19 protein-coding genes are annotated in these 24,790 nt (G+C 61.8%); 15 read left to right on the top strand and 4 right to left on the bottom strand.

The genetic code is table 11. The annotated features are described in order from the left end of the window. Positions 1-76: 76 nt before the first annotated feature. Positions 77-232, bottom strand: a complete 156-nt coding sequence (locus BN1969_RS17800; RefSeq protein ID WP_154669721.1) for a hypothetical protein — start codon at positions 230-232, stop codon at positions 77-79. Between the two features lie 126 nt (positions 233-358). Further along, the gene (locus BN1969_RS03420) at positions 359-1,231 is read right to left on the bottom strand and encodes a LysR family transcriptional regulator (protein ID WP_050625380.1); all 873 of its coding nucleotides are present in this window, start codon (positions 1,229-1,231) and stop codon (positions 359-361) included. A 156-nt stretch (positions 1,232-1,387) separates the two neighbouring features. On the opposite strand from BN1969_RS03420, the gene BN1969_RS03415 reads away from it, so the two are divergent. From BN1969_RS03415 to BN1969_RS03375, 9 genes are all read left to right on the top strand, one after another. Further along, on the top strand, positions 1,388-2,944 hold the full coding sequence (locus BN1969_RS03415; protein ID WP_050623012.1) for an acyl-CoA carboxylase subunit beta: 1,557 nt from the start codon (positions 1,388-1,390) through the stop codon (positions 2,942-2,944). Between the two features lie 29 nt (positions 2,945-2,973). Further along, complete coding sequence (locus BN1969_RS03410; RefSeq protein WP_050623011.1) at positions 2,974-4,173, top strand: CaiB/BaiF CoA transferase family protein; 1,200 nt, start codon at positions 2,974-2,976, stop codon at positions 4,171-4,173. A gap of 181 nt (positions 4,174-4,354) precedes the next feature. Continuing rightward, positions 4,355-4,855 (top strand): tripartite tricarboxylate transporter TctB family protein, encoded by a 501-nt coding sequence (locus BN1969_RS03405; RefSeq protein WP_050623010.1) that lies wholly within the window; start codon positions 4,355-4,357, stop codon positions 4,853-4,855. A gap of 15 nt (positions 4,856-4,870) precedes the next feature. Beyond that, the gene (locus BN1969_RS03400) at positions 4,871-6,373 is read left to right on the top strand and encodes a tripartite tricarboxylate transporter permease (RefSeq protein ID WP_050623009.1); all 1,503 of its coding nucleotides are present in this window, start codon (positions 4,871-4,873) and stop codon (positions 6,371-6,373) included. A 67-nt stretch (positions 6,374-6,440) separates the two neighbouring features. Then, complete coding sequence (locus BN1969_RS03395) at positions 6,441-7,481, top strand: Bug family tripartite tricarboxylate transporter substrate binding protein (RefSeq protein WP_050623008.1); 1,041 nt, start codon at positions 6,441-6,443, stop codon at positions 7,479-7,481. Positions 7,482-7,642: 161 nt separating this feature from the next. Continuing rightward, entirely contained in the window at positions 7,643-8,113 is a 471-nt protein-coding gene (tadA, locus tag BN1969_RS03390; RefSeq protein WP_050623007.1) for a tRNA adenosine(34) deaminase TadA, read from the top strand. Positions 8,114-8,491: 378 nt separating this feature from the next. Further along, positions 8,492-9,997 (top strand): spore germination protein, encoded by a 1,506-nt coding sequence (locus tag BN1969_RS03385; protein ID WP_050623006.1) that lies wholly within the window; start codon positions 8,492-8,494, stop codon positions 9,995-9,997. Beyond that, on the top strand, positions 9,994-11,082 hold the full coding sequence (locus tag BN1969_RS03380) for a Ger(x)C family spore germination protein (RefSeq protein ID WP_050623005.1): 1,089 nt from the start codon (positions 9,994-9,996) through the stop codon (positions 11,080-11,082). Before BN1969_RS03385 ends, BN1969_RS03380 begins: the two co-directional genes overlap by 4 nt. Positions 11,083-11,096: 14 nt before the next feature. Then, entirely contained in the window at positions 11,097-12,164 is a 1,068-nt protein-coding gene (locus BN1969_RS03375; RefSeq protein WP_050623004.1) for a GerAB/ArcD/ProY family transporter, read from the top strand. A 193-nt stretch (positions 12,165-12,357) separates the two neighbouring features. Here BN1969_RS03375 and BN1969_RS03370 read toward each other — a convergent pair whose 3' ends face one another. After that, a complete protein-coding gene (locus BN1969_RS03370; RefSeq protein ID WP_050623003.1) occupies positions 12,358-13,023 on the bottom strand; it encodes a C45 family autoproteolytic acyltransferase/hydrolase in 666 nt (221 codons plus the stop codon). 282 nt (positions 13,024-13,305) lie between these two features. On the opposite strand from BN1969_RS03370, the gene BN1969_RS03365 reads away from it, so the two are divergent. The 4 genes from BN1969_RS03365 (at position 13,306) to BN1969_RS03350 (ending at position 17,625) form a co-directional block, all read left to right on the top strand. Next, entirely contained in the window at positions 13,306-14,118 is an 813-nt protein-coding gene (locus BN1969_RS03365) for an AAA family ATPase (protein ID WP_050623002.1), read from the top strand. Positions 14,119-14,122: 4 nt separating this feature from the next. Further along, positions 14,123-15,319: a vWA domain-containing protein gene (locus tag BN1969_RS03360; protein WP_050623001.1), complete on the top strand. Its 1,197-nt coding sequence runs from the start codon at positions 14,123-14,125 to the stop codon at positions 15,317-15,319. Positions 15,320-15,561: 242 nt separating this feature from the next. Then, positions 15,562-15,909: an Asp23/Gls24 family envelope stress response protein gene (locus BN1969_RS03355; protein WP_050623000.1), complete on the top strand. Its 348-nt coding sequence runs from the start codon at positions 15,562-15,564 to the stop codon at positions 15,907-15,909. Between the two features lie 27 nt (positions 15,910-15,936). After that, a complete protein-coding gene (locus BN1969_RS03350; protein WP_050622999.1) occupies positions 15,937-17,625 on the top strand; it encodes a fatty acid kinase ATP-binding subunit FakA in 1,689 nt (562 codons plus the stop codon). 89 nt (positions 17,626-17,714) lie between these two features. On the opposite strand, the gene BN1969_RS03345 is transcribed toward BN1969_RS03350, so the two are convergent. Beyond that, positions 17,715-18,371: a flavodoxin family protein gene (locus BN1969_RS03345; protein WP_050622998.1), complete on the bottom strand. Its 657-nt coding sequence runs from the start codon at positions 18,369-18,371 to the stop codon at positions 17,715-17,717. A gap of 244 nt (positions 18,372-18,615) precedes the next feature. Here BN1969_RS03345 and BN1969_RS03340 point away from each other — a divergent pair, with 244 nt between their 5' ends. Together BN1969_RS03340 and BN1969_RS03335 are read left to right on the top strand one after the other, a co-directional pair. Then, entirely contained in the window at positions 18,616-23,415 is a 4,800-nt protein-coding gene (locus BN1969_RS03340) for a nicotinate-nicotinamide nucleotide adenylyltransferase (protein WP_050622997.1), read from the top strand. A 54-nt stretch (positions 23,416-23,469) separates the two neighbouring features. Further along, entirely contained in the window at positions 23,470-24,708 is a 1,239-nt protein-coding gene (locus BN1969_RS03335; RefSeq protein ID WP_050622996.1) for a lactate dehydrogenase, read from the top strand. The last annotated feature ends 82 nt before the right edge of the window (positions 24,709-24,790 follow it).

The following is a 24,790-nucleotide window of genomic DNA, read 5'->3' as shown; positions in this document are numbered from 1 at the left end:
GGGCGCCTTTCTGCATCTTCCGCTGTGATTTCCTACAAAGGGGCCGACGAGGAGTTTGCCCCCTCAGCGCGCCCGCTTACCGGGGTGGCAGATGGGCGACACGGTGGGCAAGCACCCAGGGGGCCAGAGTGGAAGGAGGCCCGGGCTGCGGGGCACCGCTGTATATAGGCTCCACCTCCACCACATAAGGGATCCCGTCTACTGTAATGCGGTAAAATTCCTTTTTTGGCATCGCTTTTGCCTCCTCCGCTGTGCTGTACTGGTCGTTTGCACTATTGTATCAGAGAAAACAATAAAATTCCATTCATCTTTTTGAAATAATCCATAATATCAAAGTTATGAAAATGGGATCGGTAGGCTAGGGACTGAATTTTTGCTTCAGAAAGTCGGCGAACTGTCGGGAGGCGCGGTTCAAATACCGTCCTTTCCGATGGACCATCACAATGTCACGGGTGTGATGCACGTCCTCGATATCCAGAAAACGAATATTCTCGCTGAACAGATGCCGAAAGGAGGCAGACTGGGAAGCGATGGTGACGCCGGCGTTGGCGTTGATCAGCTCCCGCCGGAGCAGATGGTCGCACTCCATGATGTAGTGGGGCGTGATGCCCAGGTCTGCAAAGATCCGGTCGGTCTGAGCGCGGAAGGGCAGTCCCTTCAGAAGCATGATGAAGCGCTGGTCGGTGAGCTCCTCCAGACGGACACTTTTCCGCTGTGCCAAGGGGTTGTCCTTATGGACAGCCAGCTTGAAGATGTCCCGAAGCAGCAGGGTGGATTCAAATACCTCCCCATAAATGCCCGGGGAGGTGACCGCCAGATCGATTTGACCCCGGTTGAGCAGCGCAGCGATCTCCTTGTTTTCTGCGACCCGCTGATTCCACTTGTAGTTGGGGTGCTGGTACATGAAGGCGTGCATCCCCTGAAGAAACTGAGAGGAGGAGACCGCCAGGGAAATGGAGTTGTCCCCCTCATCGGCAATGTCCTGGAGCTCCCTCTTTGAGTTCTCCACCTCCATCAGGATATGGTTGACCCGCTGAAGAAACCGTTGTCCATTCTGGTTCAAGATGATGGACCGTCCATTGTGGTCAAAGAGCGGAACTCCCAGCTCCTTCTCCAGTCTGGAAATCATCGTACTCAGGGCAGGCTGGGAGATATTGAGTTCTTCTGCCGCCCGGGAGATATGCTGGTAATAGGCCGCGGTCTGAAAATAGCGGAGCTGGGTCAGTTCCACGATATGTCCCTCCAGATCCATAATTTTTATCTTATACTAATATAAAAAATCGATAATTGCAATATGCGTTAAAACAGATTAACCTAAAGAAAAAAGAAAAATATTTGATTTTTGTTGGATTGTGACCAAAGGCGCAGCAGAGAGGAGGACCTTGTCGTGGGGGAAAAAACAAAGCTTCAAGAGATGCTTGAGAAAAAGGAAAAGATCAGACAGGGAGGGGGAGAAAAAAAGGTCGCGAAGCAGCACGGCGCGGGTAAGCTGACAGCCCGGGAGCGCATCGACCTGCTGTTTGATCCCGGTACTTTCCAGGAGTACAACATTTTTATGAAGCACCGCTGCCATGACTTTGGGATGGAGAAGGTAGACACACCGGCGGAAGGGGTGGTGACGGGATACGGATTGATTCATGGGAGAGGGGCCTTTGCCTTTGCCCACGACTTTACGGTTCTGGGCGGCGCCATGGGGGAGATGCAGGGCATGAAGGTCAAGCGGATTCAGGAGCTGGCCATGGACGCCGGCGTGCCGCTGATCGGCCTGAATGACTCGGGGGGCGGGCGGATCCAGGAGGGGCCTGCCACTTCCTATGGGGCCATCTTCTTCAACAACGTGATGGCTTCTGGGGTGATCCCCCAGATCTCAGCCATCATGGGGCCCTGCGCCGGCGGGACCGTGTATTCCCCCGCGCTGACCGACTTCATTTTTTCCGTGGACAAGACCAGCCGCTCCTTTATCACCGGCCCGCAGGTCATCAAGAACGTGACCGGGGAGGTGGTGGATGCGGAGAAGCTGGGAGGAGCGCGGACCCATAATACGGTGTCAGGCGTGTCTCACTTTTTCTGTGCGGACGACCGGGACTGCATTGAGAAGATCAAGACCCTGCTGAGCTACCTGCCCCCAAACTGCCGGGAGATGCCGCCCATCATGCCCTGCGGCGACTCTCCGGACCGCCGCTGTGAGATGCTCAACACCTTCATTCCGGATAACCTGAAAAAGGCCTACGATATCAAGGATGTTATCCGGGAGATCGCGGATGGGCACGAGTTTTTTGAGACCCAGGCCATGTATGCCACCAATATGGTCACCGGATTTATCCGCATGAACGGCCGGTCGGTGGGGGTGGTGGCCAACCAGCCCAAGGCGATGGCAGGCTGTATCGACATCAACGCTTCGGACAAGGCGGCCCGTTTTATCCGCACCTGCGACTGCTTCAATGTGCCCCTGCTGTCCATTGTTGATGTGCCCGGATACATGCCCGGCACCAATCAGGAGTACGGAGGGATCATCCGGCACGGGGCAAAGATGATCTACGCCTGGGCAGAGGCCACAGTCCCGAAGATCGTGATGGCGGTGGGGAAGGTCGTGGGCGGCGCCCGGCCTGCAATGTGCTCCTGGGAGCTTCGGCCGGACTTCATTTTCGCCTGGCCCACGGCGCAGATGGTAGTCGTGGGGGCAGAGGGGGCTGTGGATATCTGCCGGAAGCACGAGCTGAAGCGGGCTGAGGAGAGCGGTGAGGATGTGGCTGCCCTCCGTGCCCACTACATCGAGGAGTACAAGGAAGAATTTTTTAACCCGTATAAGGCGGCGGAATATGGGAAGTTTGAGGACGTGATCGAGCCTGCGGAGTCACGGCGGGTCATCATCCGGACTCTGGAGCTGTTTCAGAACAAACAGGTGGTCCTGCCAGCCAAAAAACACGGGAATATGCCGGTCTGACGGCGGCGCGGAAAGGAGCTTGGTTCAATATGGCGGTTGGATACGGCCCCCTGAGCGGGGTAACAGTGGTGGACCTGACGCAGTTTTTGTCCGGTCCCCTGGCCACGATGATCATGGCGGACCTGGGGGCGGATGTGATCAAGGTGGAGCGGCCGGACCGGCCCAAGGCCAGCGGCCCGTTTCTCAACGGGGAGCGGGTCTACGACCTGTCGGTCCAGCGCAGTAAGAAGAGCATCACCCTGAACCTGAAGGCGGAGACAGATAAGAAGGTGCTGCTGGAGCTGGTGAAAAAAGCGGACGTTCTGGTGGAAAATTTCAAACCCGGCACGATGGAGCGCATGGGCCTGGGTTATGATATCATTGCCGCAGCCAATCCCAGGATCATTTATATGGCGGTCTCCGGCTTTGGCTATACGGGTCCATACCGTTCCAGAGGCGCGCTGGATATGATCGTTCAGGGGATGAGCGGACTGATGAGCCTGACCGGTGAGCCGGATGGCCCGGCCATGCGCTGCGGGACCTCGGCCAGCGACGTGTTTACCGGGCTGTATGCCTTCGGTGCCATCTCGGCGGCCCTGTATGACCGGGAAAAGACCGGAAAGGGACAGTTTATCGATGTGGCGATGCTGGATGCCACCTTCTCCTGCCTGGAAAACGCGGTGATCAATACCTGTGTCTTTGGCACCGATCCCCAGAGGGTGGGCAACAGCCACCCCACCAGCGTCCCCTTCGGGACGTTCCCCACCTCCGATGGAGAGATCATTATCACCTGCTCCCGGGATCCTGCATTTTACAGTCTGTGCCGCGCCCTGGGACGGGAGGATATGGTGGAGGACCCGCGCTTCTCCAAGGCGGAGGCCAGACGCCAGCACAAGGCGGAGCTGACTGAGGAGATCTCCAGATTTACCCGGGCCCGCACACTGGATGAATGCGAGCGGATCTTTGAGGCTCACGGGGTGCCCAATGGCCGCATCAACACCATGAAGATGATCTGTGCGGACCCTCAGATCGCGGCCCGCAATATGATTGTAGAGGTGGAGCACCCGGTGGCTGGAACGTATCGGATGGCGGGCAGCCCGCTGAAATTCGGAAATTACCCGGATACCACCTATGAGCCCGCCCCCACCCTGGGACAGCATACCCGGGAGGTCCTGGCGGAGTACTTAAAAATGCCGGAGGAGGAGATCGAAACCATGCTGAAGGAGCAGAAGGAGCTGGTGCATACATAAGATGGCGGGCGGAGCGCGGGACAGGGGGCCGGCTTGTGGAATGGAAGATTTTGTTTTGTGCCTGACGTGCGGAATCTGGTATAATCCGATGCGTATTTTGTGGATAAAAGCAAAAGGAGGTATCGAGCTCTGAGCTGTGCGGACCAGCAAAGATCATAGATAAGACTAGAGGGAGGATACTATGAAGATAAAAGCCAAAACCGGAGATCTCGCACTGGGGATCTTTTCGATTCTGGGCGGAATCATCATCCTGATCCTGACAAAGGTGCAGGGACTTCAGCTGATAAAGGGCGGACAGATGGGGCCCGGTTTTTTCCCCACAATCTGCGGGATCGCCATCGCGATCTGCGGGGCCATGGTCCTTCTGGAGGCGGCGCGCCGGATCGCCCGCGCCAAAACGGCCCAGGCGGAGAAGGAAGAACTGGAGACAAATATCCTGAACCTGACAGAGCTGAAGAATCTGTTGCTTTTTATGCTGCTGGGGACTGGGGTACTGCTGCTCTCCGACTATCTGGGGCTGCTGACCTGCCTGGGACTGAGTGTGATCGCCTATTTGAAAATATGGGGCCGAGAAAAGTGGATCAAGTCGATCGTGATCGGTGTATGTATGGTGGCGTTCCTGTACGGGGTCTTTGTCCTGTTCCTGCATGTGCCGGTCCCCAAAGGTCCGCTGGGCTTTTAAGGAGGAGGTACACATATGGACTTGCTGCATAACCTTGCGCTGGGCTTCTCAGTCCTGGCTGATCCCATGACCATTGTGTACTCCCTGATCGGCGTAGTGTGCGGTGTTATCATCGGTGCGCTGCCCGGTCTGGGGCCTTCGGTGGGCATCGCAGTGCTCCTGCCCATGTGCTACGGACTTGATCCGGCCTGTGCCCTGTGCATGCTGTGCGGGATCTACTACGGGGCCATGTACGGTGGTTCCATTACCTCCATCCTGATCAATACGCCCGGTGACTCTGCCGCCATTATGACGACCCTGGACGGATATCCCATGGCGCGGCAGGGAAAAGCAGGGAAGGCCCTGGGCATGTCCTGTCTGGCATCGGTCATCGGCGGGACGATATCTGTGGTGTTGTTCATGTCTCTGGCACCTGTGGTATCCAATTTTGCTACAAAGTTCGGGCCGTCCGAATATTTCGCCCTGATGGTGCTGGGGCTTACCTCTATTGCGGGCATGACAGGGAAATCTCCTGCAAAGGGTTTTTTGGCTGCGTTTATCGGTCTGTTTGTGGCGGGGATCGGGATTGACCTGATCTTTGGTACTACAAAGTTCGTATTTGGCAATGTAAACCTCTACTCCGGCATTGACTTTGTGCCGGTGGCCATGGGCTTGTTTGGGATCGCAGAGATCGTATGCAACTATTCTGACAATAATCTTAAAGTGGATAAGGGGAGCCTGAAGGTCAAAAATCTGCTGCCCAGCAGACATGAGTGGAAGCTGTCCCTGCCCCACATCGGCCGGGGGACGATTTTAGGCTTTATTGTGGGGATGCTGCCAGGGGCGGGTGCTACGATCGCTTCTTTTCTCTCCTACGACATGGCAAAGCGCACCTCAAAGCGGGGAGAGGAGTTCGGCACCGGTGTGATCGAGGGTGTGGCGGCCCCGGAGTGTGCCAACAACGCTGCCTCCATGGGGGCCATGGTTCCTATGCTGACCTTGGGCGTCCCCGGTTCGGGCGCGACGGCCATCATGATGGGTGCGCTGATGATGCTGGGCATCTCACCTGGTCCCTCCTTCTTTGTGAATGAGGCTGACGTTGCCTGGGGACTGATCGCCTCCATGTATCTGGGAAATGTCATTCTGGTGTGCATTGGTCTCGGCGCGCTCTCCCTGTTCGTGCGCATCCTGAATGTAAAGACCTCCACCCTGAACGCGCTGATCTTTGCATTCATTCTGGTGGGCGCCTATGCGCTGGAGAACTCCATGTTCACTGTGGGAGTGACTCTTTTCTTCGGCCTGCTGGGTTATATCCTGAAAAAGGTGGGGGTCCCTGCGGCACCCATGGTGCTGGCGCTGGTGCTGGGTGCGATCACCGAGACCAATCTGAGACAGGCGCTGATCATTGACAACAACAATTTTGGAGCGGTCATCTCCCATCCCATTTCCGCGGTCATCCTGGTGCTGGCGGTCCTGCTGGCGTTCGGCACCCCCATCAAATCCCTGATCACAAAACTGTGGGCAAAAAAGAAAGCGTGACCGGCGTTGACCTTATGTATGATCGGGCGGTGCCCGGTTATATAAAATGAAAAAAGGAGAAAAAGAAATGAAAAAATTGCTTGCTCTGATTTTGGCGGCCGCAATGTCGCTCTCTCTTGCGGCGTGTGGAAACGGTAGCACCTCCTCTGGCGGAGGGAGCACATCTGAGCCCGCCGGAACTCCCGCGGCATCTTCAGGGGAGGAGACCGGATGGGTCCCCACAGAGGACATTGAATTTGTGATCCCCTTCGGCGCGGGCGGCGGAAATGACGTTATGGTCCGAAAAATCCTGGAGATCGTTGAAAAATACGATATGTGTCCGGTGAATATCGTCCCGGTGAACAAAGAAGGTGGTTCCGGAGTGGTAGGCTATACCTATCTGACCTCCAAGGGCGCCGGGTATGAGTACGCGCTGGCCTCCACATCCGCCAGCTTTTACACCCAGCCGCTGACGGGAAATTCTCCCTTTACGCCGGACGAAAGCACGTTTTCCTTCGTGGCACATATGGTAAAAGACCCTGTGGTGCTGGTGGCCCACCCCTCCTACGGTTTTACATGTATCCAGGATGTGGTCGACTATGCCAAGGAGCACCCCGGTGAGCTGAAATGGGGCGGTGTCGGCAACGCATCTGACGACGCGATCATCATGTATATGCTGAACAATATCGCCGGGATCGATTTGACCTATGTGCCCTATGACGATGGGGGAATGTGCCAGGCGGCGCTGCTGGGCGGACACATCGGCCTGAGCACCGTCTCTCTGGCAGAGGCGGAGGAGCACATGGCGGCAGGCAACATGGTGGCGCTGGCCGCCTGCGCGGATGAGCGGTTTGACGCGATCCCCGAGGTCCCCACCGCGGCAGAGCAGGGCTTTGACATCGGCCATCAGCAGAGCCGGGGCATCGTGATGAACGCCGGCGTGCCCGAAGAGGTGCTGGCCTATTATTCCGACCTGTTCCAGAGAGTCTCTGAAACAGAGGACTGGATCGAGTATGCAGAGTCCAACGCCATGACGGTGTCCTTTATGCCTTATCAGGAGTTCGCAGCATATGCCGCTGAGATGCTGGAGGACTATACCACCTACCTGGGCATGATCCCCCAGGATTGATCCAGGGCTGATCTACCTGGATCTGGATGCAGGGCCGGCCCCTCTTTTTGATGGGGCCGGCCCTGCCGTTTTGCGCCGCCCCCTTGCATTGGGTGCCCAAATCCGCTACACTTATTTATCATCCTTATCATCATCCGGGAAGGGCAGAGGGGGTAGAGGGCATGGACCATGAGGCATATATGCGGCGGGCGCTGGAGCTGGCCGCTCAGGCGGCGGAGCAGGGGGATGTGCCGGTGGGGTGTGTCATCGTCCGGGACGGGGAGATCGTGGGAGAGGGACGCAACCGCCGGGAGGAGAATGGGGACGCCACCGCCCACGCGGAACTGGAGGCCATCCGGGACGCCTGCCGCCGGCTGGGGAGCTGGAGGCTGCACCGGTGCACTATGTATGTCACCCTGGAGCCCTGCCCCATGTGTGCCGGGGGGATCATCAACGCCCGGATCGGCACCGTGCGCTATGGGGCCAAGGATGACAAGGCGGGGGCCTGCGGATCGGTGCTTAACCTGTTCGAGGAGCGGTTCAACCACCGTCCCAGGCTCTATCGGGGCCCCATGGAGGCGGAGTGCGGCCGTGCCCTGCGGGCCTTTTTCGAGGACCTGCGGGAAAAAGACGGATTTTCGGAGGAGATTTAATCCTTTTGTAACATCTGCGGGTGACTTATTTAATAAAAACTGGATATTATAATACTCGCAAGGCAAGAGCATCTTTTCATTCTATCCTCCAATTCTTTTGGAAGGCCGACAGGGGACTGTCGGCCTTTCCTCTTTTTCCACGGCTGCGGGAGGGAAGGGAGAAAAAACCAGTGCGATTTAATGGTTATGTAACATTTGCCCCTTCATTTCTTAATAACTCCAGGGTATCTTGATACTTGCAAGAGACAGTTTGTTTCATTTTAATCCTCTTTTTCAGCAGAAAGTCCCGAGCGCTTTGGAGCAGGCGTTCGGGACTTTCTGTTTTTCTGCATAGATTTCCAGATCCAAGGGAGAATACAGGGGGAAAGGAGGGCGCATATGGCTGAACAGAAGCAGGACGGACCTCACCCCCGCCGGGAGCCCAGATTTCCCGGCCCCCTGACCCTGGAGGGAGTGGAGCAGATCTTTGAGGGCTGCTCCGACTTTGCAGAACGCACCGCGCTGCTGCATAACGACCCACAGAGGCAGGTGACCCTCTGCTATATCAACGGCATGGTGCGGGGGGAGCGGATCAACGACTATCTGCTGCGGCCGCTGGCCCAGGACCCGCGCCTGTCTGCGGTATCTGAGGCGGAGGCATTCCAGCTGCTGGGACAGGGGGCGCTCTATAATTTATATGTAGAGCGCCGCACCACGCTGGACCAGGCGGCGGTGGATCTGACTATGGGCTGGTGTGTCCTGTTCTTTCCCGGGCGGATGGATGCACTCTCTTTCTTCGTAGGGACAGAGGAAAAGCGGGCGGTGGGGCAGTCGGAGAACGAGCCCGCCCTGAAGGGGGCCCGGGACTCCTTTGTGGAGTCCATCCTCACCAACACCTCCCTGGTCCGCCGCCGCCTGCGGGCGCCGGAGCTGAAGGTCCGGCAGCATGTGGTCGGACGGCAGTCCCTCACCCCGGCCATGGTGGTCTATCTGGACGGGATCGCCGACCCGGACACGGTGAAGCGGGTAGAGGAGAAGCTGGACGCCATCGACATCGACGGGGTGGAGTCGGCAGGGAACCTGGAGGAGTACCTCACCGATGCGTCCCGGACCCCCTTTCCCCTGATGCCGTTCACCCAGCGGCCGGACCGGTTCTGCGCCGGGCTGCTGGAGGGGCGGGTGGGGCTGCTGTGTGACGGCCTCCCCTTCGGCTATCTGCTGCCGGGCACCATGGACCAGTTCTTCCGGACCAGCCAGGACCGGGCCTTCAACTGGATGACTGCCTCTATGCTGCTCCTGCTGCGCTATTTCTGCATGGCGGCCACCCTGCTTATCCCCGGGCTCTATATCGCTCTGGTGACCTTCCACCCGGAGGCCATCCCGGTGAAGCTGGCCCTGTCCATCGTGGCGGCCAAGCAGGAGGTCCCCTTCTCTACTGTCTTTGAGGTACTGATTATGCTGGTAGCCTTCGAGGTGCTCCAGGAGGCGGGGCTGAGGCTGCCCTCTCCTATCGGAGCTACTGTGTCCATCCTGGGCGGCCTGGTGGTGGGCAATGCCGCGGTGGAGGCCCACATCGTCTCTCCGGCGGTGCTCATCGCGGTGGCCATTGCAGGGGTGGCGGGATACACCATGCCCAGCCAGGACATGGCGGCCGCCCTGCGGCTGTGGCGCTTCCTGCTGGCCATCCTGGCCAGCCTGGGGGGACTGTTCGGCCTGGCGATGGGCTGTGCGGCCCTGATCTGCCATCTGGCCGGGCTGGAGAGCTTCGGCGTGCCCTATTTGGCGCCGTTTACGTCCGCAGCAGGACAGGAGCGGGGGAGCTCTGATCTGATCCGGCTGCCCCTGCCCTGGATGAAGTGGCGGAACGGTGCGGCGCGGTCGGCCAACCGGAGGAATCAGCGATGAAAAAAGTTTTAGCAGCGGCCCTGTGCGGCGCGGTGATGTTCCTGCTCCCAGGATGCGGCGGGGAGCGGCTTCCCTATGCCCGGGAGATGGGGGACATGGCCCTGATGCGCACCATGGGAGTGGACACGGGGGAGGGCGGAGCGGAGCAGCTCCATGTTACGGTGTCCAGCGGCCGCCGGGCCAGAGGCTTGCAGGGGGAGGCGGAGCCGCCCCTGGTCCTCTCTGCGGAGCGGGAGTCCATCAGCGGCGCCTGCCTGGCCATGCAGGGGCTGAGTGACAGCTATGTGTTTTACGGACATGTGGACCAACTGCTGCTGGGGGAGGAGCTGTCCCGCCGGGGCATCCTGGAGACCCTCCAGTACTTCAGCCAGGACCAGGAGCTGGGGATGGGGACCCAGGTCTGGATCGTCCGGGGAGGTACGGCGGCGGAGGCCATCTCCGCCGAGCAGGAGCGGGGGGTGGAGAGCCGCCTGTCCACCATCCAAACGGACAGTGAAATGGGGATGGCGGGGATGACCAGGACCGTGGGGGAGACCCTGACGTCCCTGATGGAGGACGGTTCCGCCTATCTGCCCGGGCTGGTCCCTGGGGGGGACGGCGCACTGCTGGAGGCGGGATACGGAGTGGTGAAGGACGGCATGCTGGCGGGCTGGCTCACCGGAGAGCAGGCCCGGGGCCTGGAGCTGGCGGCCGGGCAGGTCGGGGCGGACATCCTGGAGCTGGAAACCAGGGGAGGAGGCGCCGCAGTCCGGGTGACAGCGGTATCGGTGAGCTGTGTGCCGGAGTTTTCCGGCGAGAGGCTGACTGGGCTGGAGCTGGCCTGCCGACTCTCTCTGCGGGCGGAAGAGAGCTGGGGAGAACCGGAGCCGGCAGAGCTGTGTGCGGCGGCGGAGGAGCGGGAAGCGGCCCGGATCTCAGCGGCGCTGGAGCAGCTGAAGGGCTGGAACGCGGACTGCCTGGGCCTGGCCAGGCGGGCGGGCCAGACGGAGAGCGCCCGCTGGAACGCCCTCCGGGCCCAGTGGCCGGAGGTGTTTCCGGAACTGGAGATCCAGGTGACAGTACAGGCTTCGCTGCTGGCGGCCTGAGGAGGGAAAAGGGATTGAAACAGGAGAAGGTCTCGTTCCGGCAGCTGATGGCGCTGCTCTGGGCCGGGCTGCTGGGGCCGGCGGCGGAGTGGCTGCCTTCCATGGTCACAGAGCGGGCAGGGCCGGCCGGGTGGCTGGTACCCCTGCTGGCCCTGCCGGTGCTGCTGGCCGCCGGGTGGCTGGCGGGCTCCCTGAGCAGGGGAGCAGGGGGGCTGAGCCAGGGACTGATGGACAGCTTCGGACCTGGGGCAGGGAGAGCGGTGCTCACGATCTATATCATATGGATGGAACTGTTGCTGGCCCTGCGGCTGCGTCTGTCTGCCCAGAGAATGATGGCGGCGGGGGAGAGGGACGGCGCACTCTGGTTTTTCCTGCCGGTGCTGGTCCTGATGGCCCTCTGGATCAGCTGGGGGAAGGCGGGGCGGCTGGCCCGGACCGGGGAGCTGTTTTTCCTCCTGCTGGCCGCTGCCGCCGCCGCAGTGGTGGGGCTGGCCCTGTTCCAGGTAAAGGGAGAAAACCTCCTGCCCCTGTGGACAGAGCCCGCCGCGCAGACCTTGTATGCCGCCCTCCCGGTGTCAGGGGTGCTGGGATACGGACTGTATGCCGCCTTCCTATATACGCCTGAGGAGGGGGGGAGAGAGGGCGGGCGCTGGGTCCGGTGGTGTGCGGGGGGCTGTCTGGCCCTGTGCGGGACCCAGCTGGTCATCCTGGGGGTATTCGGCCCCGCACTCACGGCGGAGCTGGAAAGCCCGTTTTTTCAAATGGCCAAGAGCGTAGGGGTGGAGGGGGCGTTCCAGCGGGTGGAGAGCCTGGTGGCCGCCGTGTGGAGCTTCAGCGACTTGATCCTGCTGGCGGGGCTGCTCCAGGGCATGAAGCGGATCGTGGGGGTCCTCCTCCCCAAGGCGAGCCCCCACGCAGCCGCCGTGATGCTGCTGGCCTCCGCCGGGGTAGTGGGGCTGGCGGCTTTCCCTAACAGTGCGATTCCAGAAGCGCTGGGGAGAGGAGCTGTGCTGTGGGGGAACCTTCTGCTGGCCCTTGCTCTCCCTCTCCTGGCAGTCGTGGTGAAATGGTTTCGGCACTGAGTCAGGATGCACCTACATCTTGTAGGTTAAATGAAGGAAAAATCCGAAGATATAGTACCGTAAAAGAAAGAGGAAAAAATAAGGAAGAAAATCGAAAAAAGGTGTTGACATTTGGCGCTGGGTTTGCTATAGTAAGCAAGCGCTTTGCGAGACAGCTTTTTTGTAGAGAGGCTGGACGGCGGAAGTGCGGTTATCACAAGGGAAGCGAAGCTGAGGACTTTGAGNCGATACGCCCCGCCCGGCCGGCCAGCACCAGCGTGTGGCAGGAGGAGACGGGGAGCTGCCGGAGCAGCAACAGGGCCTGGGGAACATCCCGGCAGGATTCCAGCAGGAGCCGCAGGGTCAGACCAGCATTCAGCCCGGGGCGGGGTGGGTTGGGGGGCACCGAGGTGAGTCCCGCCGCCAGTCCGAACTGATTGACGCCGTCCTCCATCTGGAGGAAGGAGGTGGTGTTGCCCACAAAAGAATAGCCGCCGTCGGAAAAACGGTATAGGCAGTTGGCGTTGTGCTCTTCCAGCTCCGTGAGAAAGTCGCTGTTCCGGCCGAACAGGGCCCCTCTCCCCCTGCGCAGGGCAAAGCAGGAGCAGCAGGGGCCGGGCGGCATGGCGTACATGGAGAAGAGGACCCCGGCCAGTTCGTCCGGGGCACACCCCTGCCCCTGGGCCAGCCCCCGCAGCTCCTCCAGGGCGGCGGGGAACCACCGGCGGCAGAGGGGCAGGCAGGCCCGGGCAAACTCCAGCCGCGCCGGGGTGATGGGAAAGGGAACAGCGTCCAGGATAAAATGGCCGTCCCGGGCCAGACCGCCCCCCAGCTGGAAGCCGATCTGCCAGTGTGTGCCGTGCAGTTGTGTGTGAAGCATAAAAACGCTCCTTTTCTGTTCAGATCTCAGAGTAAAGAGCGCGGCGCCGCCTCTCAAAAGAACGGTAGCACAATTAAAATATTGGAGCAAGGCCGATTTATTTTTTAAATTTTTTTATTCCAGGCCGTTTTTGGAGGGCTGGCCCGGCCCCGCTCCTGCAAAAGACTTTGAAATTTTGGATTTTGGGCGGGAAGGGCTTGCATTTGCGGGGAAAAAACGATAAAATTCCAAATATCTATGTCAAATGATGAAATGGCCCCCGGGCCGGGAAAGGATACTGCTATGAGTGAGACATTTCAGGGAAGCCAGGACTATGTCGCTTCCGAGGAACTGATGCGGGCGGTGAATATCGCTATGGTGCTCCAGAAGCCCCTGCTGATCAAAGGGGAGCCGGGCACGGGAAAGACGGTGCTGGCTGAGGCCATCGCCAAATCCCTGGGCAAAGAGCTGATCATCTGGAATATCAAGTCCACCACCAAGGCCCAGGACGGTCTGTATGTCTACGACGTGGTCCAGCGGCTGTATGACAGCCAATTCGGCGGCGAGGGCGTGGACGACATCGAGAAGTATGTCAAGCTGGGCAAGCTGGGGGAGGCATTCACCGCCGACGACCAGGTGATCCTGCTCATCGACGAGATCGACAAGGCCGATCTGGAGTTCCCCAACGACCTGCTGTGGGAGCTGGACCGGATGGAGTTCCACATCCCGGAGACGGGACGCACCGTCACCGCCAAGCACCGCCCCATCGTCATTATCACCTCCAATGCGGAGAAGGAGCTGCCCGACGCCTTCCTGCGCCGCTGCGTATTCCACTACATCGAGTTCCCAGACCGGGAGCTGATGGCAGAGATCGTCAACGTGCACTTCCAAGATCTGGACCAGCATCTGCTGGACCAGGTGCTGGAGGCATTCTACCGCATCCGCAGCCTGCCCCAGATCAAGAAAAAGCCCTCCACCAGCGAGATCATCGACTGGATACAGGCCCTGATCCACGGGGGCTATGACCCCGACCGCGTCGTGGCCGAGGTGCCCTATCTGGGCGTGCTGCTGAAGAAGAACGAGGACATCGACGCCCTGCGCAAGAGCTGGCGGTGATGGTATGTTCGGTGATTTTCTCTATCTGCTGCGCCGCAGCGGCCTGAAGATCTCCCTCACCGAGTGGATGGCTCTGATGGAAGCCCTGGACAAGGGGCTGGAGGGGGCCAGCCTCACTGGCTTTTACTACCTGTGCCGGGCACTGCTGGTGAAGACGGAGGCCGACTTCGACCGCTTTGACCGGGCTTTCCTGGAGTACTTCAAGGACGTGCCCTTCGAGCAGGAGGTGTCCCAGGAGCTGCTGGACTGGCTGGACCGCCCCGATGCTCTGATGGGCCGGTATGACGAGCAGCAGGCCGAGCTCAATGAGCTGCTGTCCAACACGGAGATCGAAGAGATGTTCCGAGAGCGGATGAACGAGCAGCGGGAGCAGCACAACTGCGGCAACTACTGGGTAGGCACCCACGGCATGTCCGTCTTCGGCAACTCGGGCATGAGCCCCAACGGCATCCGGGTGGGGGGCGAGGGCCAGGGCAAGCGGGCCTTCCGGGTGGCGGGCGAGCGCCGCTTCCGGGATTTCCGGGGGGACAACACCCTGGACACCCGCCAGTTCCAGGTGGCCCTGCGCCATCTGCGGCAGTTCTCCGGCCTGGTGGACCTGCCTGCCACTGAGTTCGATGTGGACAACACCATCAAGGACACCGCCAACAACGCCGGCTCCCTGAAGGTGCGCTATAAAAAGCCCCGGCAGAACACAGTGAAGGTGCTGCTGCTCATGGACTCCGGCGGGTCCATGGAGTATTACAGCCGCCTGTGCTCCGCTCTGTTCCAGGCGGTGAGCAAGTCGGGCCATTTCAAGGACCTGAAGGTGTACTATTTCCACAACTGCGTCTACTCCCGCCTGTACACCGAGCCCACCCTCCGTCCCAGCAACACGGTGCCCACCGACTGGGTGCTGAGCAACCTGTCCAGCGAGTACAAGGTCATCCTGGTGGGGGACGCCCAGATGGCTCCCCACGAGCTGGTGACCCAGTTCCGCTACCGAACTCCGGATGGGGAGGAGCACAAGCGCTGCGGCTTGGAGTGGCTCCAGATGCTCAAGGGGAAATATCCCCATATCGTGTGGCTCAATCCCGGCGACCGGCCCACTTGGGGGGAGTACTGGACCCGGACCTATGATACCATCGGCCGGGAGTTCCCCATGTTCCCCCTGACAGTGGAGGGGCTGGAGGAGGCTATGAAGAAGCTTCTGGTGCGGTGAGCACCGGTTTTCCTGGAGCGGGCCAAGGCCGGACGCGGGGACCCCGTGCTCCGGCCTCCGTTTTTCTCTGTGCCCGGGGCGGAAGAGACCCATCTTGTACTTGTATTTTTACGGGAAATAGAATAAAATATGACCAGTATCAGTATGAAAGCCCATCCAGAGGGCGCGCCGCGGGAGAGCCCGCCTCAGGGCCCGCCGTCCGCCGCGGCCCCGGCCGCCCTGGTGAAAGGAAGGATGCAACCATGAAACTGGAAAACGATCTGGGCGAGATCCGCATCAGCAGCGATGTGTTTACTGCCATTACCGGCAGCGCCGCCACCAACTGCTATGGCGTGAAGGGCATGGCGGTCCGCTCCAAGACCGACGGCCTGGTCCATCTGCTCAAGCGGGAATCCATGGCCAAGGGAGTCAAAGTATATTACAACGAGGACGGGACCGTCTCCATCGAGCTGCACATCATCGTGGAAAACGGCGTCAATCTGGTCGCCGTCTGCCGCTCCATCATGAGCGAGGTGCGCTATGTGGTGAGCAAGACCACCGGCGTGGAAGTGAGATCCGTGGACGTCTTTGTGGACTCCATGCGGTTTTAACCATTTGTAGAAAGGAACATCGCCGATATGACACAGACCATTGACGCAGCGGCCTTTCAGCAGATGGTCATCCATGCCGCCGCCGCCATCAGTGCCCAGAAGCAGCACATCAACGACCTGAACGTATTCCCAGTCCCCGACGGGGATACCGGGACCAATATGAGCCTGACCATCAGCGCTGCCGCCGCGGAGCTGAAGAAAAAGCAGTGTGCCACCGTGGGAGAAGCGGCCCAGACAGCGGCCAGCGCCCTGCTTCGGGGGGCCCGGGGAAACTCCGGCGTCATCCTCTCCCTGCTGTTCCGCGGCATTGCAAAGTCCCTCAAGGACAGGGAGACCATCGACGGCCGGGATCTGGCCATCGCCCTGGACTTCGGCGTGGCCGCCGCCTATAAAGCGGTGATGAAGCCCGCGGAGGGCACCATCCTCACCGTGTCCCGCCTGGCTGCCGCTCAGGCCGCCGCCGCCGCCCGGGAGGAGAACGCGGCGGAGTCCGTGCTGGAGGCCGCCATTCGGGAGGGGCAGGAAGCCCTGGCCGACACCATCAACCAGAACCCGGTGCTGAAGAAGGCCGGCGTGGTGGACGCGGGGGGCAAGGGCTTCCTGGTGATCCTCCAGGGGATGCTGGACAGCCTGCGGGGAGAGCCCATGCCTCAGGTGGAGGAGGAGTACGCCCCGGCGGACAAGGCCGACTTCGTGGCCATGGCCGCTGAGGACATCACCTTCGCCTTTGACACCGTATTCATCGTGCGCAAGCACACTGAGGAGGTGGATCTGGAGCCCTTCCGCACCTATCTGAACAGCATCGGGGACAGCCTGGTCATCGGAGAGGACGACACGGCCTTCAAGGTCCACGTCCATACCAACACCCCCGGCGCCGCCCTTACCGAGTCCCAGAAGTACGGCACCCTGGAGCTGGCCAAGATCGAGAACATGCGCACCCAGGCCGATGACCTGGCGGCGGGCAAGCACGTGCAGAGCACCGACGACCTGGAGGCGGTGGAGGCCGAACTGGAGGCCGGCGCCGACGGCGGGGCGCCGGTGAAGGCCGCCCCGGAGAAGAAGTATGGCTTTGTAGCCGTCTGTGCCGGACAGGGGCTGGAGGCTGTGTTCCGTGACCTGGGGGTGGACGGAGTCATCTCCGGCGGACAGACCATGAATCCCTCCACCGAGGACATCCTGCGGGAGGTGGATAAGACTCCTGCAGAGATCGTCTATGTGCTGCCCAATAACAAGAACATCATCATGGCCGCGGAGCAGTGCGTGCGGCTGTGCGAGGACAAGAGGGTGGTGGTCCTGCCCAGCAAAACGGTGCCCCAGGGCATCTCCGCCATGCTGGCGGTGGACTTGGATGCCCAGGAGGAGGACAACACCCAGGCCATGACTGAGGCGCTTCAGAATGTCCACACCGCGGAGGTCACCTATGCCGCCCGGGACTCCGACTTTGGCGGCTTCACCATCAAACAGGGGGACTATCTGGCCCTGGAGGAGCACCAGCTGTTCGGTACGGATCAGGACCTGGACACCCTGCTCACCCGGCTGGCCCAGGCCCCGGAGCACCAGGATGCCGGCTTCATCACCATCTTCTATGGCGAGGATGTGACGGAGGAGCAGGCCCAAAAGGCCGCGGATATCTTCACGGAGGCGTGTCCCTCCGCCGAGATCAACCTGCTGCCCGGCGGACAGCCTGTGTATTATTACATGATCTCCGCCGAATAAGTGCAAAAACATCGGGAGCAGCCTTAGGCTGCTCCCGATGTTTTTTTGGATATTCCATGCAGGATGTAAAAGAAGAGGGGATGAGGAGCTCAGCCCTCCCCCTGGACATTGGGGGCGGCCTCCGGCTTGTAGAAGTTGGTCTTCACACGGACCTCCCGCTCATAGGGGACCACGCCGGCCTCGCGGGCGGCGGTCATGGAGCGGAGCAGCCAGGCCATATTGTCCCCCACCAGGCGCAGGGTCTGCATCCCCTCCAGATCTGCCCGGACCTCCTCCGGCCGGTCCCCGTGGACGCCGTTCCAATACTGGGAGGACACCACCGGCATGGAGGAGATGGTGAAGTACTTGTTGAGCTGGTCAAAGGTGTTGCCGGCCCCTCCACGGCGGCAGGTGACCACGGCGGCGGCAGGTTTGTAGAAGAACAGCCGCTTGGCGTCGTAGAACACCCGGTCCAGCAGGCACTTCAGCCCCCCCGCGATGCCGCCGAAATAGACTGGGGAGCCCACCACCAGGCCGTCGGCCTGGATGATCTTCTGGATGCACTGATTGACGCTGTCATCGTCGAAAACACAGCGGCCCTTGCCCCAGCAGGATCTGCAGTCGATACACCCTCGGATGGGCTGATTGCCGATCCAGAAGATCTCGGTCTCGATCTCATGCTTCTGGAGCTGAGCCGCCACCTCGGACAGGGCGGTGTAGGTGCAGCCCTCTTTGTGGGGGCTGCCGTTGATGAGCAGGACTTTCACACGTATCTCCTCCTTTGGGCATCTTGAGCCCTTTCCCATATGCTCCCATTGTACCGCGCCGGGCCAGGATTTGCAATGAGAATCGAAAACACGGGAGAGATCGGGCAAAAGCGGGAAAAAATGGGAGTCTCCCAGGCGAAAGATTCTTTACCGGGCGTGCTCCGCGTGATACAATAAAAAAATAACCCGGAGGCGGCCCTGAGCGCGGACAGGCCGGCCTCGGAGGAGAAGAGAGGCGGAGCCTATGCATGAGAAGCTGATCCGAGAGATCAACGGGGAGATCGCCGACGCGCTGCTGGCGCGGAAGATGCCCTTTGCCCCCAGCCGGAAGGCGGCGCTGGCCCTGCTGAAGGTGCCGGGATGGACGGAGGGGCTGGAGCAGATGCTGCCCATCCGGGGGCGGCTGGAGTGCGCCCATGTGCTGGAGCTGTGCTCCTGTGTACTGCCCCGGCTTGCCCCCCGGCCGGAGGAGGGGTGGCTGGCCTTCTGCACCCAGTACGCCCGGGAGCGGATGTACCCCGGTCAAGGCTTCGCCCCTGATCGGGAGGAGTATGAGGCGGGGGCCCTGTTTTTCCTCACCGTCCTCCAGGTGATGCTGGACCGGGAGCGGAGGGCGGTGCCCTTCGACCCCCTGAAGGACTTCCAGTTCCTCTCCTCAGAGGAAATGGGGGAATATGAGTGCGGGGAGGAGTACCGCCGCTTCCTGGCCGCCTTCCGGGAGGAGTACGTCTATGAGATGATGCGGCTGAGCGAGGAGACCACCCCCTTCCGCACCCTGGGGCACATCGCGGGGGTGCATTACATCGCCATGACCGTGGCCCGGGGCATCCGGGAGGCGGGGGAGAACGTAGACCTGGCGCTGGTGTCCGCTGCCGCCGCCGCCCACGACCTGGGCAAGTTCGGCTGCCGGCCCGGGGAGCGTGTCCCGCTCCTCCACTACTACTACACCGACCAGTGGCTGCTGGGGCGGGGGATGCCCGCCGTCAGCCACATCGCTGCCAACCACTCCACCTGGGACCTGGAGCTGGACACCCTCTCCATGGAGTCCCTGTGTCTGATCTACGCCGACTTCCGCAGCAAGCAGGGACGGGATGAGCAGGGGCGGGAGACCACCATCCTCTATCCCCTGGAGGAGTCCTTCCACATCATCCTGAGGAAGCTGGAGAATGTGGACCAGGCAAAGCGCCGCCGGTATGAGTTCGTCTACGGCAAGCTCCACGACTTCGAGGACTACATGCGCTCTCTGGGGGTGGACGTAGACCTGACCGGGCAGCCGGGGGCGCGGAAGCCCCCTAAGGACCCGGCCCTGATGCCCCCGGACGAGACGGTGGACAGTCTGATCCTGCTGTCGGTAGAGCACAACCTGAAGCTGATGCACCAGCTGAGCAGCGAGCGGAAGTTCGGCAACATCATCGAGGCCGCCCGCTCGGCCAAGAGCTGGCAGCAGCTGCGGGCCTATCTGGATGTGTTCGACGAGTACTGCACCTATCTGTCCGTGCGGCAGAAGACCCAGGCCCTGGCCTTCCTCTATGAGCTGCTGATCCACCGGGAGGGGGATATCCGGCGCCAGGCAGCCAGCCTCATCGGAAAGATCATCGCCAAATTCCACCTGGTCTACCGCAAGGAGGTGCCTGCCGACGCCCGCACTGACCCGGCGGGGGAGGTGCCCTTCACCCTGTGGGAGGAGTATCTGGACAAGCTCATCTACCCCGACCACAAGACCACCCCCCAGCAGCGGGGCCAGATCGGCTATACCCTGAAGCTGGTGGTGGACGCCCTGCTGGAGTACGGCCGGAGCGAGACCATGCCCCGCTTCATCGGGGCGCTGCTGCGCTACTATGACCGGCCGGAGGAGAAGGACGAGGATACCGCCTTCACCCTGCTGGACGCCATCCGCTATCTGCCCGCCCAGCAATATGACCAGGAGACCCGGGGCCGCCTCATCCGCTTTGCGGCCTGGTTCGCCGCCTCCGGCAACCTGCGCCTCCAGGCGGCGGCCCTCCGGTTCCTGCGGGAGGCCCAGCGCTCCCTGCCCCAGGATCACCCCCAGATGGCTCAGATCGCGGCGGCCGCCCGGTCTGCCGCCGGCGGGAGCCTGCCGCTGCTCTTCCTGCGGTATAAGGTCCTCCAGCGGGCGGGGGAGGACGTGTCCGACTATCAGGCGGCCCTGTATGAGCAGGACGTGACCAGTGAGATCTTCCTGGACAACCTGAAGAGCGCCACACACTGGATCATCAAGGTGGTGGGCATCGAGCTGCTCCAGGACCAGGTGGAGCACGGCCTGCGGGAGCACATGCTCCACATCGCCACCCACTTCTCCAACCTGGTGAAGGTGTCCGAGCGGGTGGGCGTCCGCCACGCCGCCGGCGAGGCCCTGGTCCGCCTGATCCCCCTGCTGCGCCGGGAGCAGCGCAACGAGGTGGTGGTGGAGCTGGGCAAGGGCCTGGAGATGGGCCAGTACCAGATCTCCAAGTATATCCCGGAGTATCTGGGCCGGGCTGCCCTGTTCCTCCACCCCAGCGAGCTGGACGAGCAGGTGCTGTGGCTGAAGAACCTGCTGGGCTCCCCCACCAACATCGCCGTGTCCGGGGCGCTGAATACCGTGGGGGTGCTGCTCCAGCACTACCCCGCCTACCGGGGGCGCTTCCCTGAGCCGGAGCGGGCCTATGAGGCCCGCCGCCAGGAGCTGCTGGGCCTGCTGCTCCAGGGGCTGGCCCACTACCGGGAGGAGGTGCGGCAGGAGGCCCTTCTGGTCACCGGGACCATGCTCTTCGACAGCCCGGTGCTCTCCATGGAGGAGAAGTCCCGCCTGTTCTCCCTGTGCTACCGCAAGCTCCTCTTCCTCATCCAGGCGGGCCCCCGTCAGGACCCGCTGACCTTCTTCTACCGGGCTTCCGCCCTGGCCCACATCAACCGCTTCATCGCCCTGCGGCGGTTGGACAAGGGGCCCTTCGCCTTCTCCCAGCCCCGGAAGATCGCCTTTTTCCCCGGCACCTTTGACCCCTTCACCCTGTCCCACAAGGGCATCGCCCACGCCATTCGGGAGATGGGCTTCGAGGTGTATCTGGCGGTGGACGAGTTCTCCTGGTCCAAAAAGCCCCAGCCCCACATGATCCGCCGGCAGATCGTCAACCTGTCCATCGCCGGGGACTTCCACATCCACCTGTTTCCCAACGATATCCCGGTGAACCTGTCCAACCCCAGGGACCTGCGCCGCCTGCGGGAGCTCTTCCCCGGCCAGGAGGTCTATCTGGTGGTGGGCAGCGATGTGGTGGGCCACGCCAGCGCCTATCAGGCCGCCCCTGTGGACTGGTCGGTCCACTCCATGGACCACATCATCTTCCGCAGGGCGGGCCAGCCCCCCCTGCCGGAGGGAAAGGAGCTGGGCATCACCGGAAAAGTGATCCAGCTCCAGCTGCCCCCCCACCTGGAGGACATCAGCTCTACCCGTATCCGGGAGAACGTGGACATGAACCGGGACATCTCCACCTTCATCGACCCGGTGATCCAGGACTTCATCTATCAGAACGGCCTGTACCTCCGCGACACCCAGGACAAGCCCCTGCTCAACGCCCGGGACCTGTCCTTCCAGTGGGTGGAGCGGCCGGACCCCCTGCTGGTGGCCGATGTCACTGCTGGGCACCGGGAGCGGGAGAGCCTGCGGACCGCTATCCTTCGGGACGGGGACCAGCTGCTGGTGCTGCGCCACCGTCGGGAGGGCGGGGAGCCCATGCTGGGTTGGCTCAGCTTCCGCTATCTGTCTACAGCCGACCTCTACTCCGCGTTTCAAAACGCCGATCTGGCGGACCAGGTGCGCCTGCGGGCGGGAGGTAAGACTTTGTTCATCACCGGCCTGGCCGCCGAAGAGGAGCAGGAGAAGGACTATGCCCAGCTGCTGGTCAGCGAGGTGCTCTCCCACGCCCTGGAGGCGGAGTGCGTCTACGCTGTCTTCCACCCCCACGAGGGGCTGTGCCCCCCGGAGACAGAGGAGCTCTTCCGGCGGCAGGGCTTCATCCGCCGGGATGGGGGGCCGCTGGAGGCCGATCTGCGGGCCCCGGTGGTGCTGCTCCAGAATTTGGAGACCACCATTCAGGAGCCCCTGAGCCGCAACCCCAGGGTGCTCGCCGCCATCCGGCGGGGACACCAGCGGCTCCAGACCGCCCTCACCGGCCTGTATCCAGGCAACTTGGTCCTCACCCTGTCTGCCGACGTGATCCACCACCGGCTGCTGCGGATGATCACCCAGTTCAACCAGGTGCCCCAAGAGCCCACCACCCCCCGGAAGCTGGGGAAATATATGTGCGTCCCCTTCGGTAAGCTGCTCCGGGGCAAGACTGTGCCCAACACGGTCACCAAGACCATCCACACCGACCGGGTGTACTCCCCTGACCTCAGCGAGAGCACCATCGAGGCATTTCCCAACTACGCCTCCATCCCCTGCCAGGTGCGCACCATCAAATCCTTTGACCGGCCCGTCATCCTGGTGGACGACCTGATGCACCCCGGGGTGCGCATCAAGGCCCTGGACCCCGTCCTGCGCCAGGAGGGGGTGGACATCCAGCTTGTCCTGGTGGGCATCCTCTCCGGCTACGGCCGGGACCTGATGAGTCAGCAGAAGCGGCCGGTAGACAGCGTGTACTTCCTGCCCTCTCTGCGGCAGTGGTTCGTGGAGGCCACCCTGTATCCCTTCATCGGGGGCAACACAGTGCGCCGCTCCCGGCCCCCAGTTCCCGGCCTGCTGCCGGGAATCAACCACATCCTGCCCTATGCCGTCCCTCCCTTCGCCAAAGAGTGCGGGGAGGAGGCCGTCTTCCAACTCTCCCGCTGCTGCCTGGAGTCCGCCCGGGATGTGATCGGCACCCTGGAGCGGGAGTACCGGGCACTCTACGGCCGGAATCTGACTCTGGGCCGGCTGGCTGAGGCGGTCATCCTGCCCCTGTGTCCCGACAAGGGCACCTGCCTGGGTTATGACCCCAACTTGGCCGCGTCGGTCTATCTGGAGAACGACCTGGAGCAGCTGCTGAGGACCCACCCCCGGGGCTGACCTCCGCCGACTGCTGGAAATAATCTGCGGGAAGCCATTGCGAGGTGTAATATTATGTTCTATTATTATGAAAAGGGTGGAAAGCTCCTGGCCTCTGAGCGGAGGGATCTCCCCTATCTCAAGGCGGAGCCCGCCCCGGGGACTCCGATCTGCTATCTGGTGGAGGGGGACCCGGTGCTGGGCCGGGGCTCCTTCAAGGTGAACTGTCCGGGCCAGCTGAGGGCCCCCCACGGCCTGGAGGTGCTGGACGCCTCCCGCCTGCCGGACTTTCCCCTGGACGCGCCCCTGTCCGCCGCCCTGGAGGAGGGGATGCTCACCGCCGTCAATACCGGCCGGGCGGGGTGGGAGCAGGTGTTGTCCCAGAGGGCCGGGACGGAGAAAAAGCGGGTCAATATCCTGGCCATCGGGGACGTGGGTTCCACTCTGCTCACCGGGCTGAAGCTGCTGGGCGGGGATGTGATCTCATCCATCGGCATCTGCGACCTCTCCGACCAGATCACTGCCCGGTGGGAGTTCGAGATGGGGCAGATCAGCCTGCCCTGGGACTACGGGGCATTTCCGGAAGTGGAGGTCATTTCCCTGGAAAAGCTGTTTGACTGCGATGTGTTCGTCTTTGTGGCCTCCCGGGGCATCCCGCCGGTGGGCTCCCAGGTGAAGGACGTGCGCATGGCCCAGTTCGAAAACAACGCCGCCATTGTGAAGCAGTACGCCCGCATGGCACGGGCGGCCAACTTCCAGGGGCTGTGGTGCGCGGTGTCCGACCCGGTGGACCCCCTGGCCAAGACCGCCTATCTAGAGAGCAACCGGGACGAGAACGGCGTATGGGATGGAAAGGGCCTGCGGCCAGAGCAGATCCAGGGCTTCGGCCTGGGGGTGATGAACGCCCGGGCGGCTTACTTTGCAAAGCGGGACCCCAGGCTGGCCTCCTTCCTGACGGAGGGGCGCTCCTTCGGCCCCCACGGCACGGGACTGTTCATCGCCAACTCCATCGACCACTACGACGAGGAGGTCTCCCGGGAGCTGACCCACAGGACGGTCACCGCCAATCTGGTCATGCGGGAGATCGGCTTTAAGCCCTATGTAGCCCCTGCACTGTCCTCCGGAGCCCTGTCCATCCTGCTTACCCTGCGGGGGGCGTGGCACTGCGGCTCCGTCTTCCTGGACGGGGTCTTTATGGGGGTCAAGAACCGCTATACCCCTGCCGGGGTGGAGACCGAGCTGCTGCCCCGTATCCCGGACCCCCTGTTCGGCCATATCCGAGAGGCGGCGGAGCATTTGAAGTCGGTATTATAGAGGGAAAACCGGTAAGGACGCGATTTGTTGTGCCCCTGCATCCGAATGGAATAACTTGCCCTGCATGACAAAGGAGGTGTCC

The sequence above is a fragment of the Clostridium phoceensis genome (assembly GCF_001244495.1).
Lineage (GTDB): Bacteria > Bacillota > Clostridia > Oscillospirales > Oscillospiraceae > Lawsonibacter > Lawsonibacter asaccharolyticus.
Note: the sequence above shows the minus strand (reverse complement) of the source record. Positions and strands in the feature narration are given on the sequence as shown.

Excerpts from the sequence above, each read along its gene's own strand:
- BN1969_RS17800 (WP_154669721.1), bottom strand. The coding sequence starts at position 232 with ATGCCAAAAAAGGAATTTTACCGCATTACAGTAGACGGGATCCCTTAT.
- BN1969_RS03410 (WP_050623011.1), top strand. The coding sequence starts at position 2,974 with ATGGCGGTTGGATACGGCCCCCTGAGCGGGGTAACAGTGGTGGACCTG.
- BN1969_RS03405 (WP_050623010.1), top strand. The coding sequence starts at position 4,355 with ATGAAGATAAAAGCCAAAACCGGAGATCTCGCACTGGGGATCTTTTCG.
- BN1969_RS03400 (WP_050623009.1), top strand. The coding sequence starts at position 4,871 with ATGGACTTGCTGCATAACCTTGCGCTGGGCTTCTCAGTCCTGGCTGAT.
- BN1969_RS03395 (WP_050623008.1), top strand. The coding sequence starts at position 6,441 with ATGAAAAAATTGCTTGCTCTGATTTTGGCGGCCGCAATGTCGCTCTCT.
- tadA (WP_050623007.1), top strand. The coding sequence starts at position 7,643 with ATGGACCATGAGGCATATATGCGGCGGGCGCTGGAGCTGGCCGCTCAG.
- BN1969_RS03385 (WP_050623006.1), top strand. The coding sequence starts at position 8,492 with ATGGCTGAACAGAAGCAGGACGGACCTCACCCCCGCCGGGAGCCCAGA.
- BN1969_RS03380 (WP_050623005.1), top strand. The coding sequence starts at position 9,994 with ATGAAAAAAGTTTTAGCAGCGGCCCTGTGCGGCGCGGTGATGTTCCTG.
- BN1969_RS03365 (WP_050623002.1), top strand. The coding sequence starts at position 13,306 with ATGAGTGAGACATTTCAGGGAAGCCAGGACTATGTCGCTTCCGAGGAA.
- BN1969_RS03360 (WP_050623001.1), top strand. The coding sequence starts at position 14,123 with ATGTTCGGTGATTTTCTCTATCTGCTGCGCCGCAGCGGCCTGAAGATC.
- BN1969_RS03355 (WP_050623000.1), top strand. The coding sequence starts at position 15,562 with ATGAAACTGGAAAACGATCTGGGCGAGATCCGCATCAGCAGCGATGTG.
- BN1969_RS03350 (WP_050622999.1), top strand. The coding sequence starts at position 15,937 with ATGACACAGACCATTGACGCAGCGGCCTTTCAGCAGATGGTCATCCAT.
- BN1969_RS03340 (WP_050622997.1), top strand. The coding sequence starts at position 18,616 with ATGCATGAGAAGCTGATCCGAGAGATCAACGGGGAGATCGCCGACGCG.
- BN1969_RS03335 (WP_050622996.1), top strand. The coding sequence starts at position 23,470 with ATGTTCTATTATTATGAAAAGGGTGGAAAGCTCCTGGCCTCTGAGCGG.